This window comes from Shewanella cyperi, from assembly GCF_017354985.1.
Lineage (GTDB): Bacteria > Pseudomonadota > Gammaproteobacteria > Enterobacterales > Shewanellaceae > Shewanella > Shewanella cyperi.
On record NZ_CP071501.1, the window covers coordinates 700,421 to 714,842 of the forward strand.

Genomic DNA, 14,422 nt, shown 5'->3' on the forward strand with positions numbered 1-14,422 from the left:
AAAATAAAGTAGTTTTAAGGCATATCCAGCTATGGGAGCCTGCTCAATGCCTGTCGTACCCGAGGTCAGTAAAGCCCATAAGGCTTTTCTGCGCAAACTCTATCTGGCACACCTGATGGATGATGCCCGCCACAACCTGTTGTCCCTTGGCAAACTCACCGGCATGCCGCGCCGCACCCTGCAGGATGCCATCGCCAGCTTCGGCGATCTGGGGATCAAGGTGGAATTCGTCCAGGATGGCGAGCGCCACAATGCCGGTTACTACAAGGTGCTGACCTGGGGGCCCATCAGCAGTGCCTGGGTGGACACCCATGTGGACGATATTCGCGCCTTGTTAACGACCGAGTGACAGTGGTTTAAGGCAATCATCTGGCTCGGCTATACTTTGCCGGAACGCCCTGGCCATCCGGATAAAGCAGGCATGCAAGCTTACGAAAAATTATTGATGGATCTGCTTCACAGTTCCCTGGATGGCTACGCTCTCTTTGGTTCTGATGATCGGCTGGTCTATGCCAACGATGCCTTCCTCTCACTCATGTATGTATTTCGTGATGAAGTGGGGCGACTGACCTTTGATGCGATTTTGCGGCGCAATTTCCACGAAGGCCGGGCAGCCCATATCGGTTCTGGTGACATAGAGCAGTTTATTGCATACGTGGAAAGCGTCAGACGCTCCAAACCCTACCGCCTGTTTGAGGTTGACTATCTGGATGGCCGCTGGTTCCTGATGTCGGAGCAGACGGATGCCATGGGCAACATGTTGTTGCAAATCAAAGATATCACTAAACAGAAGCAGTCAGAGCAACATTTGCAGGCGGCATTATACAAGTATCATGTGATGGCATTGACCGATGAGCTGACCGGTGTTGCCAATCGCAGGGCGATTCAGGACTCGGTCAGCGCCGAACTGGCCCGCTGCAGCCGAACCGGCGCCGCCATGACCATACTGCTGGTGGATTTGGATCACTTTAAAAGGGTCAATGACACCTATGGTCATCATATCGGCGATTTGGCGCTGAAACATTGTGCCGAGGTCATGAAGGCCAGCTTGCGGCCGTTCGACATGATAGGTCGCCTTGGCGGCGAAGAATTTGTGGTGTTTCTTGGCAATACCGACAGCCAGGATGCCATGGTGATCGCCGAACGGATCCGCGCTCAGATCCAAAGTCTGCCATTGCAAACCCCTGGCCGAGAGATAGCCCTTTCTGTGTCTATCGGTGTTGCCACCCAGAACAACAATCCTACCTTTGAGTCCCTTTACCTGGAAGCGGATCAGGCCCTGTATGAAGCCAAGAGTCAGGGCCGTAACCGGGTTACCTTGCGCTGACTCCGGGTTGCAGCGGTCCACTGGCGCTCTGTCTGGCCCATTGCAGTAATTGCAGATCGGCGCGAATGGCATCCAGGTGACGGCCTTTAACAAAGGCATCGAAGGCTGCCTTGTCCGGTACACAGCTTGGAAACAGGCCGGGGCGGCGGGCGCGCACCTCACCAAAGGGTGGTAACTGCTGGTTATAGCCGACAAAGTATTTGTGTCCCAGGGGCTGCTGCCAGTAATCGCCCCAGTGCAGTTCGGGGCAGCCCGGTACAGCCTCGGCCATGGCGGCCAGGGTGGCACGGGCCAGACTCAGGCGAATACTGTCCACAGAGGCTGCCGGGGTAGCGAGCACGGCACACAGGCCGGCTTGGGGTGCTGCCAAATCGGCGCTGACCGGCCAGTCATCAATCCTGTCGTGAATGGTGAGCACACCGCGAAACCCCCAGCCCAGATAGTCGACCAGGGGGGCGAAGGCACGCTTCCAGGCCACCAGCTTGGGGCCGTGATACACGGGTGCCACGTGGGCCGGAACACTGACATCCTCGGTTAAGTGCATCAGGGCCCCGAGAAAATACCAACGGTAATCATCGCCATAGCGCTCAAAGCCTTGAGTTGCGTTATTCCAGAGCCGCGCCATCGACATGTCGGTGCGACCCTCCAGTGTCAGGGCCGGGTCCTGCTTGTCCGGGCTGAAGAAGTGCCAGTTGTGGACCCGTCTTGCCATGGGAAACAGGGCATCTGCCTCCGGCAGCTTGAGCAGGGGGCGGGGCAGGGCGGTGGCGCCCTTGTCCATGGCGTGGTTGGCGCTTAACACCTGGCTGGCCCTGCTGTCGTTTGGAACAGTGAGGCCGCTTTGGTAAAAGCTGTCGCCGGTGCAACTCTCAAACAGGGCCAAGGCCTGGCGCGCCAGCGGCAGGTGGCCTGTGTCCGGGTTATAGGCCAGGGCGGGGGCAGGCAGCATGATTGTCAGCAATGAGAGCCGCGAGGCTTGCTGCGCTTTTCGCCAAACTACTCGCAAAAAGAGCAGCAGCCGGCCGCTTATTGGCTTGGTCGTGAGTCTTTGCTTGAAACCAAGCCTGCTGGGGCGCACTTGAACGAGGTGCTCTGGAGAGAGTGGCATGGCACTTCCCTTTATCTATCCGGATTCGCCCAAGAATAACAGCAAATGCGGCTTTCGCCTCAGCCCATTTTCATTATGACAACAATGGCTTACCACCAGGCGGCGTACAGTCCCGCCAGCACCAGGCACAGGGCCACAGAAGCCAAGTTAAAGCCGGCGCTGGTGCGGTAGCTCAGGCTGTCCAGATGAATCGCGGCATGGTGATTGTCCCGTGGCCGCTCAATCAGCTTGACCACTGTCACCGCCACCAGGATGCAGCACAGGAACACCAGTCCCACCCTGTCCATAAAGGGCAACTCAGGCCACAGCAGTTTCAGTGTCAGCGACAGCAACGCCGAGGCGATGGCGGCGGCCAGCGCCGCATTGGCGGTGGTCTTCTTCCAGAAGAAACCCAGCAAAAAGATGGCCACTATCCCGGGGGTAAAGAAGCCGGTGAATTCCTGTATGTACTGGAAGGCCTGATCGAGACGGCCAAGCAAGGGCTCGGCAATCAACACCGCCAGCGAGAGCGACAGCAGCGCCGAGCAGCGCCCCACCCACAACAGGCGTTTATCGTTGGCATCGGGATGCAGCAGCGGCTGGTAGATATCCAGGGTGAAAATGGTGGCCACGCTGTTGGTCATGGAGCTGACCGAGGAGGCGATGGCGGCCACCAGGGCGGCAAAGGTGAGTCCGAGCAGGCCCGCCGGTACCAGCTTAAGCATCTCGGGATAAGCCTGGTCCGGCTTGGCCAGATCCGGCAGCAGCACGGCGGCGGCTATGCCCGGCAGCACCACTATCACAGGCATCAGCAGCTTGAGGAAAGCGGCAAACACCACCCCCTTCTGGGCCTCCTGCAGGTTCTTCGCCGCCAGCGCCCTCTGGGTGATGTATTGGTTAAAGCCCCAGTAGGAGAAATTCATCACCCACAGGCCACCGAAGAGCACGGACAAGCCCGGCAGATCGCCGTAGTGGGGATGGTTGCTCGGCAGGATCAGGGTGAACTTGTCCGGCACAGTTTCGAGCAGTGTCCTGGTCCCCGCCAGCACCCCCTGGCCCATGCCTATCTTGTCCAGCGCCAGGAAGGACACCAGCAGGCCGCCGACTATCAGCAGCAGCACCTGGATGATGTCGGTGAAGGCCACGGCTCGCAGGCCGCCGTAAAGGGAATAGCTTAAGGAAAACAGTGCCAGGAACAGCAGCGCCGGCATCAAGCCTATGCCCGTGATTGTGTCCATGGCCAGGGCGCCCAGGTACAGCACAGAGGTCAGGTTCACCAGCACATAGACCCCGAGCCAAAATACCGCCAGCGTGGTGCGTACCCGCCTGTCGTACCTCTGCTCCAGAAACTGCGGCATGGTGGCGATACGCTTTTCGAGGAAGATGGGCAGGAAGAATTTGGCTACCAGGATCAGGGTCAGGGCCGCCATCCACTCGTAGGAGGCGATGGCGAGGCCTATGGCATAGCCCGAACCCGACATGCCTATCATCTGCTCGGCGGAGATATTGGCGGCTATAAGTGACGCGCCTATCGCCCACCAGGGCAGGCTGTTACCGGCGAGGAAATAATCCTGGCTGCTGGTTTGCTGTTTGGCGTCGCGGCGGGATACCCACCAGGCTATGGCTATCAGGGCGACGCAATAGCCGCCGAAGGTGACAAAATCCCAACTGGACATGGGTCTCTCCTGTTAACAGTGTTCGAGCAAGTGGGCCCCGCCGACCACGGCCGGGGTGTAAAAGTCGGCATTGAGGCCGGTTTGGGCCGGGTATTCCCGGTTGATAAGCGACCGGGCCTCGGGCAGCAGCTCCCTGGGCAACAGGGACACCACGCAGCCACCGAAGCCGCCGCCGGTCATTCGGGCGCCGCCGCGAGTACCTGCGACCGAGTCCAGCAGTTGCACCAAGAGATCTATCTGGGGGCAGGTTATCTGGAACAGATCCCGCATCGAGGCATGACTGGCTGCCATCAGGGCCTTGATGGCAGCCCTGTCATCCCTGGCAAAGGCCCGCGCCAGTGCCTGGGTGCGGCGGTTCTCTCCCAGCACATGGCCGGCGCGCATGCCGGGCAATTGCGGCAATTGACCTATGGCTTCACCGAGGGCCGACTCATCCAGATCCCTGAGGCTGGTCAACCCCAGGAGGTTGGCCGCCTCGCGGCACTGTTGGCGCCGCAGGTTGTATTCGCTGTCCACCAGGCCGCGGCGGACGTTGGAATTGACGATAAGCAGCGACAGCTCCCGGGGCAGGGCCACAGGGCTCAGGCTGTTGTCGCGGCAATCGATAAGGCTGGCGTGGCCGGCAACGGCGGCGGCGGAGATCAGCTGATCCATGATGCCGCAGGCGCAGCCGACGAAATCGTTTTCGGCCATCTGGCCGAGCCGGGCCAGCTCGGCGGGAGGCAATTGCACCCCGATAAGCGCCGTCAGTGCCAGCAGCAGGGCGATTTCCAGCGCCGCCGAGGAACTGAGTCCTGCGCCCTGGGGCACATCCCCCAGAATCATCAGCTCGCAGCCGGGCAGCTCCAGCCCGCTCCGGGCGAGCACCTGGAACACGGCCCTGACATAACGACCCCAGCCTGGCCCTGGAGTGGCCTCGGGAGCGCTTAAGTCGAAGCTCTCTTGCTCGCCCGGGTAGTTGAGCGCCAGCACCTGCACCTTGCGATCCCGCCGCGGCCGCACCGCCACCAGGGTATGAAAATCGATGGCGCAGGGCAGCACGAAGCCCTGGTTATAGTCAGTGTGCTCGCCGATGAGATTAACCCGCCCCGGCGCCTGCGCCACCAGGCTCGGCGGCCTGCCGAAGGCGGCGGCAAAGGCCCGGCTCAGCACCTGGCTGTTCTGGTACTGGCTGCTCTGGTACTGGCTGCTCTGGTACTGGCCCTTGCCAGTGGTCTGGTCTGCAACTGCCAGTGTCATGATCTGTCTCCGAAAGTCGGCTCTTTAAGCAAGTAGTGTTGTGTCGGCTGTTGCCGCAGCAGGGCGGCGGCCTGCTCGGGCGTCAGATCCCGCTGGGATTCCGCCAGCATCTCGTAGCCGACCATGAATTTGCGCACGCTGGCGGAGCGCAGCAGCGGCGGATAGAAGTGGCAGTGCAACTGCCAGTGGCCCTGGTCTTGGCCGTCGAAGGGGGCGCCGTGCCAACCCATGCTGTAGGGGAAGGGGGTCTGGAACAGGTTGTCGTAACGCACGCACAGTTCAGTCAACAGTGCCGCCAGGCTGCTGCGCTGGGAAGTGGTCAGCTCGGGCATGCGTTGCACCGCAAAGCGCGGCAACACCAGGGTCTCGAAGGGCCAGCAGGCCCAGTAGGGCACCAGCGCCAGCCAATCCTGGTTGTGGCACACCAGGCGTTGCTGCGCCTGCCATTCGCGCTCGGCGTAGTCCAGCAACAGCTTGCTGCCATGGTCGTCGGTGTAGTGGCGCTGCTGTTGATCTTCCCGGGCCACCAGGGTCGGCAGCCGGTCGCTGGCCCAGATTTGCCCGTGTGGATGGGGATTGGAACAGCCGTTGATGGCGCCTTTATTTTCAAACACCTGCACCCAGAGGTACTCCTGCCCCAGACGCTGGTATTCGTTACACCAGGTGTCTATCAGGGCGGCGACTTTTTGCTGGCCCAGAGTGGCCAGGGTGGCGCTGTGGGATTCGCTGTAGCAGATGACCCGGCTCAGACCGCGGACGCTGTCGCTGGCAAACAGGGGATCCTGTGCTGTGTCCTGTGACTGCTGCGCCGCGCCGTCTGGCTTTAACGCAGCACCGTCCGGTTTAAGCGCCGGAAAGTCATTGTCGAACACCCAGGGGCCGCGGTAGTCGGGGTTATTGGCGCCCTGAATGCGGCGGTTGCCGGGGCACAGGTAACAGCCGGCATCGTGCTCCGGCAGCCTCTCCCGGGCCGGGGGTTCTTCCAGTCCCTGCCAGGGGCGCTTGGCCCTGTGGGGTGACACCAGCACCCAGTCACCGCTCAGGGGATTGCGGCGCCTGTGTGGCTGCTCGTTCTGATCAAATTCCTGGTTAACATTGGGGTCAACATCGGGGGCAAAGTCGGTCATGGCTGCTCAAACTTGTGGCGGATTGCGAATGGCCAGAAGTTAGCCCCGGGCTTTTATCAGCGTCAACGACAGTCGCGGCTTAGGTGACTAAACGGGAATACAAAGTTAATAAGCAATAGTTTCAGTTAGTTGTGCCAAGAGTCGCCGAGTCTTGGCGGGGCAGAAAGCGGGAAACAATGGCGTGAAATACGGAAGGGGGCGCCGGGGCCCGTTTTGCAACACTTTTGTTACAAGGAGGCGATTTTGGCCAGAGAGCGGCCTTAGTTTTCAAGAAGCAGGGCTTGGGATTGCGGAAGAGATGCGTCTTGGCCAGGAGGATAAATGGGGGGCTTTGGCGCGCCGTTGGCCTGCCGGGCACAGTTCCCATTCTTGTTCATACCCGTTGCCGGTGGTCGCCAAGGGCGCGGTGCGGGCGTAACGGCTCTAGGCTTATGAGGCAATAACATGAAGAAATCCTATTTGGCACTGCTCATTGGTGCCGCCCTGGCGCTGCCGGCGTACGCGGCGGATGAAACCAGCAAGGAAACCGGCAAGACCCAGGATGAAACCGCCACCACGACCGAACCTGTGGAGCAGGTCGATGAGGTGATTACCGTGCGCGGTATTCGCAGCAGCCTCAAGGAAGGGCAGGAAATCAAAAAGTTGGCCGACAACGTGGTGGACGCCATAGTCGCAGAGGACATAGGCAAGTTCCCCGATGAAAACGTCGCCGAAGCCCTGCAGCGCATCCCAGGCGTCAGCGTCACCCGGGTCAACGGTGAAGGCCAGACTGTGACAGTGCGCGGCCTGACCGGCAACTACAACATCACCACACTCAACGGCCGCAAACTGGCGTCGGACAACGCCAGCCGCGACTTCAACTATGACGTGATTGCCTCTGAGCTTATCAGCGGTATCCAGGTGCACAAGACGCCCCAGGGCCATCTGCCCGAGGGCGGCATAGGCGCCGTGGTCAATGTCAGCACGGCGCGGCCGCTGGACATAGGCGAGTTCGCCATGGTGGGCTCGGTCCGCGGTGCCTACAACGAGCGCTCCGAAAGCCTGGACCCCCGCGCCTCATTTATGATCAGCGACACCTTCAACGACGACACCCTGGGGATACTGCTGTCTTTGACCCACTCCAGCTACACCAACCGCCACGACAGCTACCAGGCCTGGTCCTTCCACGAGCGCGATGTGGACTTGGGCGGCGACGGCACAGTGGACTACAGCGGCGTGCGCTTCCCAGGTTATGCCCAGCTGACCACCTATGAGGATCAGCGCGATCGTACCGGTGGCACCTTCGCCCTACAATGGCGTCCCCAGGATAACCTGGACATCACACTCGACGGTCTCTACAGCGTCTACGACATAGACTCCCACGGCCGCCAGTTGTCTGTGGTGACCTACTCAGAGCCCTGGCTGCCGGCCGCCAACGGCAACTACACCGACGTGCATGTGGGCACCGATGGCTGGGCCGAGGATCTGGCCTGGGAAGGCCCGGCGCTGATGGACATAGTGGACACCCGGGATCCGCGCCGCAACACCACCTATCAGGTGGGGCTGAACTTTAACTGGATGCTCGACGACCTGACCCTGGTACTGGACATGGCCCATTCGGAGGCCAAGAACGAAAACAACGGCGACAACAAGTACGTGGTGGCCCGCACCGGCGTCAATGCCGCCCGCATCGACTGGAACACGGGCAATGCGGTGCCGGATATCCAGCTGTCGGAAGAGGTGACCCCGGACAAGGTATTCGGCGCCTGGTATACCAACACCGACGGCACAGGAGTGGAAGATGCCACCAGCAGCATCACCTTTGACGGCACCTGGGAGCGTGACGGCCTGTTCAGCAAGCTGTTCTTCGGCGCCGGTTACAACAGCCAGGAGAAGCAGCGTACCACCTTCAGATCCCGCAACCCGTCGATCTTCGCCGGGGAAAACCTCGACAAGGTCAACGCCGACGCCTCCCATCTGGTGAACTTCTATGGCCACGAATGGTGGCAGCTGCCATCCAGCGTCATGTTGCCGGGCAATGTCAGCAACTTTATGGGCAGCACGGATGCCGACATTCCCGCCAACTGGGCGGCGATAGATCTCGACGGCCTGTACGACTTCCTGCGGGAGCTGGATCCCGTCTCGGCGGATCTGCTCAACACCGACGTGTACCTGTCCGAGTCCTTCACCATCAAGGAAGAGATACTGCACGCCTATGTTGAGACCAATCTGGAAGACAGCCTGTTCGATATGCCCTTCCTGCTGAACCTGGGGCTGCGCTATGCCCAGACCCGGGTGACCTCCAGCGGCTACAGCCAGAACATTCACAAGCTGAAATTCGGCCCAGACGGTGAGCCTGTGGATGACAGCTGGAAGGAGACCCAGCCGGTGTCCGAGGACTACAGCTACGGCGACTGGCTGCCGAGCATGAACTTCAAGCTGTCGCTGACCGACGAGCTGGTGTTCCGCACCTCGCTGTCCCAGGTGATTTCCCGTCCGTCGCTGTGGGAGCTGTCGCCCTATACCTCGATCAATATTGAGCCCAACGAGCAGGGGGTGCGCAGTTACTCCATGTCGGTGCCGGATCTCAAGCCCTATACCGCCGATCAGTGGGATACGGCGCTGGAATGGTACTACTCCGATGAAGGCACCCTGGCCTTTGCCACCTTCTACAAGGAAGTGGCCAGCTTTATCAAGTGGGACAAGACCCAGGAAGAGATAGACGGTCAGCCGTTCGAGGTGTGGAAGCCCTACAACGACGACAGCAAGAAGGCGCTGATCCGCGGCCTGGAGGTGGCCTGGCTGCAAACCTTCGACGAACTGTTGCCGGAGTATCTGGCCGGTTTCGGGGTCCAGGCCAACTACACCTACAACGACAGCGTCTCGGGTGAAAAGGATGACGAGGGCAAGGACAAGCCGTTCCGCGGTCTGTCTGATCACCAGTACAATCTGGTGGCCTTCTACGAGAAGGATGGGCTGGAGGCGCGCATCGCCTACAACTATCGCTCCGGCTACACCGCCTGGGACAACTGGTCCAGGACCGCGGACGGCTGGATCTCGGAGCCCGTGAAGGCCAACCCCTTCAGCTGGCTGGATCTTAGCGCCAGCTACGCCATCAACGATCACTTCACCCTGACCGCGGATGTCAGCAACCTGCAGGATAAGGTGGACTCCCACTATCTGGGGGACCCGTCCCATATCCAGTACGCTGCCACCTATGGTCGCCGTTTCTCCCTGGGGATCCGTGCCAGTTTCTGATGCTGTTTCCCCGTCGCCGGGCGGCGGGGCCAGTCAGGCATAGCCCTTGTTGGACCGCAGTTGCGGTCCTTTTTTATGCGCCCGGCTTTTAACGCCCCCGCCTTGTTGGGATGGCTGTAAGTGGCCCGGCATTCCAGCCTTCCCGTTTCCTTGACTTTGATTCCCGAAAACTCAGCTTTGGCTTGAGCTGTTTGCATGCAATATTTAATATCCTTTGTCATTAGGTGAGGAGGACAAACCCATGTTGGAGTGGATTAACAGAATCGCTTTTGACAGCAGCAGTCCGCTGATCATGCAGGGTAACGAGCATCAATTCGGCTTTCAGGTGCATGAGCCCGAGGTCATGGCCCACAGCCATTGGCACGGTCACATAGAGATCAATTACCTGTTCGGCTGCGCCGCCGACTACCTGATCAATGGCCGTCGCATCAGCGTGCCCGAGGGCAAGATGATCATTTTCTGGGCCTCCATTCCACACCAGATGACCGCCAGCAGCGGTGACGGTCACATGGTCAACATCTATATTCCGCTGCAGGCGTTTCAGGCCTGGAAGTTTCCCCCCGAATTTGTCGGCCTGCTGCTGCGGGGCGAGGTACTGGTGTCGGAAAAACTGCACCGCAGCGATTACGAGCTGACCCGCCAGTGGGAGCAGGATCTGCAGCGGAAGCAGGCGGCACTGACCGCCCAGGTAATCAGCGAGATCCGTGGCCGCATCCGTCGCATGGCGGTGGAGAATTACAGCCGCTATGGCTTGGGCACAGACACGGCGCGGGAGCTGAAGAACCCTGTCTCAGGTCTGGGCCACATAGACGCCATGCTGCGCTATATCGCCGATCACTATGACCAGAAGATCACCATAGAACAGGTGGCAGCGGCCACCGGGCTGCACCCCAATTACGCCATGAAGCTGTTCAACCGGGTGATGAAGATTTCCATCAAGCAATACATCAACCGGCTGCGGCTGCAACATGCCCAGGCGCTGCTGGTGGACACGGATCAGGGGGTGCTGAACATCGCCATCGAGGCGGGGTTCGGCTCCATCAGCCGTTTTTACGACATATTCCAGCGGGAGCTGAAGATGACGCCCCAGGCGTTTCGCAGCCAAACCCAGAAGATGCTGGCCGGCCAGGCCGCAAGCCACTGAACATGGGCCCCGAGCCCGGGAGAACAACAATGAAAAAAACCACCCTGGCCCTGCTGGTGCCATGTCTTGTCCCATTTTTGTTGTCTGGGCTGACGGGTTGCGTGCAGGACAGCTCCGCCTCCCTGGCGGCCAGCCTCAAGGATCGCTGGCAGCTGCAGGACTCAGGCATCCGCTGGCAGGTCAGCGATGTGCACCAGGATCAATTGGAGTTCAGCGGTGAGCAGGTCTCGGCCATCATAGATTACGGCACCCGGGCCGATGGCAGCCTGCTGCTGAGCCGCAAGCTGGTGTGGCCCATGCTGCGCACCATTCCCAATGACACCCATGCCAGCCTGAGCCACAGCTTTGACAGGTCGCCGACTCTGCTGATCAACGATGCTCCGGTCGGGGCCGAGCGGCTTGAGAGCGTGAGCTTCGATGGCATTCTGACCCTGGAAAGCGAGTTGCAGGCGGGGCAGGGGCAGTCGGAGATAGACGGCCTTAAGCTTATCCGCACCCTGGCACCCGCCACCACGGCGCCGCTGCTGGTGGAGCGCCACGAGCTGCGCAACCTGGGCAAGCAGGCTATCAGGATCAGGGTGAACGCCCTCAATGAGCAGTTCGATACCCCAACGGATGCCGGAGTCTATGGCAGCTATCGCATCAGTGCCCACAGCGATTTCGACGGTGAGCGCCTCTTGGGCCCCGGCGACAGCCTGAGTTATTTCTTAAGCTTCGAGGCGCAGATAGTCGCCGAGGCTGCCAGTTCTGCTACCCAGGAAACCAGCCAAAGCCCGGCCGAGGCCCTGGCGGCGCGGCGCCAGTATCTGGCGTCTTTGAATGACAAGCTGGTGCTGGAGACCCCGGATCCCGTGCTTGACCGCATGTTCGCCTTCGCCAAGCTCAGGGCCGCCGAGAGCATTTTCCGCACCCGTGGCGGCCTGATGCACGGTCCCGGCGGTGGCCGCTACTATGCCGCCATCTGGGCCAACGATCAGGCCGAATACGTCAATCCCTTGTTCCCCTTTTTGGGCGATGCCAATGGTAATAGCTCCGCCATGAACAGTTTCCGGCATTTCGCCCGTTTTATGAATCCGGAGTATCGCCCCATTCCCTCGTCGATCATCGCCGAGGGGCAGGACATCTGGAACGGTGCCGGCGATCGCGGTGACTGCGCCATGATAGCCTACGGCGCCAGCCGCTATGCCCTGGCCTCCGGTGATGAGGCCCAGGCGCGACAGCTGTTGCCACTGATCCAGTGGTGCCTGGAGTACAACCGCCGCCAGTTAACACCCGAGGGCATAGTGGCCTCGGACAGCGACGAGCTGGAGGGTCGCTTCCCCTCAGGGGATGCCAACCTCAGCACCAATATGCTGGCCTATGGCGGCCTGATGGCGGCGGGGCATTTGTATGACTCCCTGGGCCTGAATGGTGACGCATTGAGAGCCGAGGCCGGGCGGCTGCGCAGCGCCATAGATAAGGCCTTTGCCGCCAGGGTGGAAGGTTATGACACCTATAGATATTACGATGGCAACGACAAGCTGCGGGCCTGGATAGCCCTGCCGTTGGTGATGGGCCTTAACGAGCGCCAGCAGGGCACCCTGGAGGCGCTGCTGTCACCCAAGCTGTGGAATGAAAACGGCATCTATTCCGAGTCCGGTGACGACACCTTCTGGGACCGGGCCACACTGTACGCCTTTCGCGGCATCTTTGCCGCCGCGCGCACCGATACCGCCATGGACTACTTCCGCTATTACAGCCGCAAACGCCTGCTGGGTGAGCATGTGCCCTATGCGGTGGAGGCCTGGCCCGAGGGGGATCAGCGCCAGTTGTCGGCGGAAAGCGGTCTCTACGCCAGGGTGATCACCGAGGGGCTGTTCGGCATAGAGCCCATGGGGCTGAAGCAGTTTGCCCTGGCGCCGCGCTTGCCCAGGGACTGGCCGTCCATGTGCCTGAAGCACGTGCAGGCCTTTAACGACAACCTCGACATCTGCGCCGAGCGCCAAGGCGCCAAGACCCGGGTTAAGGTCAGCCGCGGCGATGCCGTGCTGCTGCAACAGGACTGGGATGGCGGCGCGCCGCTGCTGCTCAGTCTTTGATGGGAAACCGTCGAAACATATCAGGATAAACGCCGGACAGGGATGCCCGGCTCCATCTCATTAAATAAGTGTCAGTAGAAAAACCAAGGCAGGAGCCGCGAGCAGCCATATGTCTTCACATCCACCATCTTCTTACCAGGAAAGCCGCTCTGATCCGGAAAGCCTTTCTTATCCTGAAAGCCAACTGCATCCTGAAAACCGGCTGCACCCGGAAACCCTGCTGTGCCAGAGCGGCGGCGATGCCTTTGGCGCCGTGGTGCCGCCCATCTACCAGAATTCGCTGTTCACCTTCGACTCCTGGGAGGCCATAGCAAGCGCCTTCGAGGACAAGATCAACACCCCCATCTACAGCCGTGGCCATAACCCCACTGTGGTCGAGGCCGAGAGGGTACTGGCGGCCTTTGCCGGTGCCGAAAAGGCCAAGCTGTTCGCCTCCGGCATGGCCGCCATCAGCGCCGGAATCCTGCACTTTCTGCAACCTAGCTGCCATGTGATCTGCGTTCGCAACGCCTATGGCCCCGTGCTGGCGCTGCTGGAGCAATACCTGGCGCCCAAGCTCAATATTGAGCTGAGTTTTGTCGGCGGTGCCGAAGTGGAGGAAATCGCTGCCTGTATCCGCGGCAACACCAAGCTGATTTACCTGGAGAGTCCGGGCTCAGGGCTGTTCGGTCTGCAGGACTTAAGCACCGTTGCCGCCCTGGCCAGGGCCCACGGCATAGCCACCATGGCGGACAACACCTGGGCCACGCCGCTGTTCCAGCGGCCCTTGGCGCTGGGAATTGATCTCGAAGTGCACTCCTGCTCCAAGTATCTCGGCGGCCACAGCGACATTATTGCCGGCGCTTTGCTCGGCTCGGCGGCGCTGCTGGACGCCATCCACAGCCGCGAATTTGAACTCCTGGGCGCCCGCATCGCCCCCATGGAGGCCTGGTTTTTACTGCGCAGCCTGCGCACCCTGCCGCTGCGGATGGCACGCCATCAGCAGAGCGGCCTGGCGGTCGCTACCATGCTGGCGGCCCATCCCAAGGTGGCACGGGTGGATTACCCCGGTTTGCCGGGGTTTCCCCAGGCGGAATTGGCCCGCAGGCAGATGTCGGGTTTTAGCGGGCTGATGGGCTTTCGTTTAAAGGCAGGCTTAAAGGCTGGTTTAAAAGAGGGGTTAGCGGAAGGTGCTCATACAGAGAGCGCCGAGGCGGGGAGCGCTGACGTTAGGGATGCGGAAGCGGCAGCGCGGCGTTTCGTCAACGCCCTCAGGCTTATACGCATCGGCGTCAGCTGGGGCGGCCACGAGAGTCTGATCTACGCCCCGGCGATAGGTTACCAGAAGGAGCTTGACCCAGAGCGCTTCGCGGCTCTGGGCCTGAGCCCGGCCCAGATGCGCCTGTCTGTGGGCTTGGAACACGTCGGCGATCTGATCGCCGATTTGCAACAAGCATTGGAGAAAGTGTGAAGGTATTAGACGTCACATCTAATTTCTTGGAGTCAGCAGCGATTCAGGGGCTGGGCT

At 60.7% G+C, this 14,422-nt stretch carries 10 protein-coding genes; 6 read left to right on the forward strand and 4 right to left on the reverse strand.

What is annotated here, in order from left to right; translation table 11 throughout:
• The first annotated feature begins 46 nt into the window (after positions 1–46).
• Both JYB84_RS02905 and JYB84_RS02910 read left to right on the forward strand, forming a co-directional pair.
• Entirely contained in the window at positions 47–349 is a 303-nt protein-coding gene (locus tag JYB84_RS02905; RefSeq protein ID WP_207321960.1) for a winged helix-turn-helix domain-containing protein, read from the forward strand.
• 72 nt (positions 350–421) lie between these two features.
• Complete coding sequence (locus JYB84_RS02910) at positions 422–1,327, forward strand: GGDEF domain-containing protein (protein WP_207321961.1); 906 nt, start codon at positions 422–424, stop codon at positions 1,325–1,327.
• On the opposite strand, the gene JYB84_RS02915 is transcribed toward JYB84_RS02910, so the two are convergent.
• The 4 genes from JYB84_RS02915 to JYB84_RS02930 all read right to left on the reverse strand — a co-directional run bounded on the left by JYB84_RS02915 (position 1,314) and on the right by JYB84_RS02930 (position 6,456).
• Positions 1,314–2,276 carry a phospholipase C/P1 nuclease family protein gene (locus JYB84_RS02915; RefSeq protein WP_207321962.1) on the reverse strand — a complete coding sequence of 321 codons (963 nt, stop codon included), beginning with the start codon at positions 2,274–2,276 and terminating at the stop codon, positions 1,314–1,316. The two genes, JYB84_RS02910 and JYB84_RS02915, sit on opposite strands and share 14 nt — an antisense overlap.
• 248 nt (positions 2,277–2,524) lie before the next feature.
• Positions 2,525–4,090 (reverse strand): sodium:solute symporter family transporter, encoded by a 1,566-nt coding sequence (locus tag JYB84_RS02920; protein WP_207321963.1) that lies wholly within the window; start codon positions 4,088–4,090, stop codon positions 2,525–2,527.
• Between the two features lie 12 nt (positions 4,091–4,102).
• Positions 4,103–5,329 (reverse strand): galactokinase, encoded by a 1,227-nt coding sequence (gene galK / locus JYB84_RS02925; protein ID WP_207321964.1) that lies wholly within the window; start codon positions 5,327–5,329, stop codon positions 4,103–4,105.
• Positions 5,326–6,456, reverse strand: a complete 1,131-nt coding sequence (locus JYB84_RS02930; RefSeq protein ID WP_207321965.1) for a UDP-glucose--hexose-1-phosphate uridylyltransferase — start codon at positions 6,454–6,456, stop codon at positions 5,326–5,328. The genes galK and JYB84_RS02930 overlap by 4 nt, the downstream gene beginning before the upstream one ends.
• A gap of 444 nt (positions 6,457–6,900) precedes the next feature.
• Here JYB84_RS02930 and JYB84_RS02935 point away from each other — a divergent pair, with 444 nt between their 5' ends.
• The 4 genes from JYB84_RS02935 (at position 6,901) to JYB84_RS02950 (ending at position 14,365) form a co-directional block, all read left to right on the forward strand.
• Positions 6,901–9,693: a TonB-dependent receptor gene (locus JYB84_RS02935; protein ID WP_207321966.1), complete on the forward strand. Its 2,793-nt coding sequence runs from the start codon at positions 6,901–6,903 to the stop codon at positions 9,691–9,693.
• A 241-nt stretch (positions 9,694–9,934) separates the two neighbouring features.
• Positions 9,935–10,837 (forward strand): helix-turn-helix domain-containing protein, encoded by a 903-nt coding sequence (locus tag JYB84_RS02940; RefSeq protein ID WP_207321967.1) that lies wholly within the window; start codon positions 9,935–9,937, stop codon positions 10,835–10,837.
• A gap of 29 nt (positions 10,838–10,866) precedes the next feature.
• Positions 10,867–12,915: a hypothetical protein gene (locus tag JYB84_RS02945; RefSeq protein ID WP_207321968.1), complete on the forward strand. Its 2,049-nt coding sequence runs from the start codon at positions 10,867–10,869 to the stop codon at positions 12,913–12,915.
• A gap of 109 nt (positions 12,916–13,024) precedes the next feature.
• Positions 13,025–14,365 carry a trans-sulfuration enzyme family protein gene (locus JYB84_RS02950; protein WP_207321969.1) on the forward strand — a complete coding sequence of 447 codons (1,341 nt, stop codon included), beginning with the start codon at positions 13,025–13,027 and terminating at the stop codon, positions 14,363–14,365.
• The last annotated feature ends 57 nt before the right edge of the window (positions 14,366–14,422 follow it).

What these genes read in the sequence shown, in the direction of transcription:
- JYB84_RS02905 (WP_207321960.1), top strand. Translation starts at nt 47, where the DNA reads ATGCCTGTCGTACCCGAGGTCAGTAAAGCCCATAAGGCTTTTCTGCGC.
- JYB84_RS02910 (WP_207321961.1), top strand. Translation starts at nt 422, where the DNA reads ATGCAAGCTTACGAAAAATTATTGATGGATCTGCTTCACAGTTCCCTG.
- JYB84_RS02915 (WP_207321962.1), bottom strand. Translation starts at nt 2,276, where the DNA reads ATGCTGCCTGCCCCCGCCCTGGCCTATAACCCGGACACAGGCCACCTG.
- JYB84_RS02920 (WP_207321963.1), bottom strand. Translation starts at nt 4,090, where the DNA reads ATGTCCAGTTGGGATTTTGTCACCTTCGGCGGCTATTGCGTCGCCCTG.
- galK (WP_207321964.1), bottom strand. Translation starts at nt 5,329, where the DNA reads ATGACACTGGCAGTTGCAGACCAGACCACTGGCAAGGGCCAGTACCAG.
- JYB84_RS02930 (WP_207321965.1), bottom strand. Translation starts at nt 6,456, where the DNA reads ATGACCGACTTTGCCCCCGATGTTGACCCCAATGTTAACCAGGAATTT.
- JYB84_RS02935 (WP_207321966.1), top strand. Translation starts at nt 6,901, where the DNA reads ATGAAGAAATCCTATTTGGCACTGCTCATTGGTGCCGCCCTGGCGCTG.
- JYB84_RS02940 (WP_207321967.1), top strand. Translation starts at nt 9,935, where the DNA reads ATGTTGGAGTGGATTAACAGAATCGCTTTTGACAGCAGCAGTCCGCTG.
- JYB84_RS02945 (WP_207321968.1), top strand. Translation starts at nt 10,867, where the DNA reads ATGAAAAAAACCACCCTGGCCCTGCTGGTGCCATGTCTTGTCCCATTT.
- JYB84_RS02950 (WP_207321969.1), top strand. Translation starts at nt 13,025, where the DNA reads ATGTCTTCACATCCACCATCTTCTTACCAGGAAAGCCGCTCTGATCCG.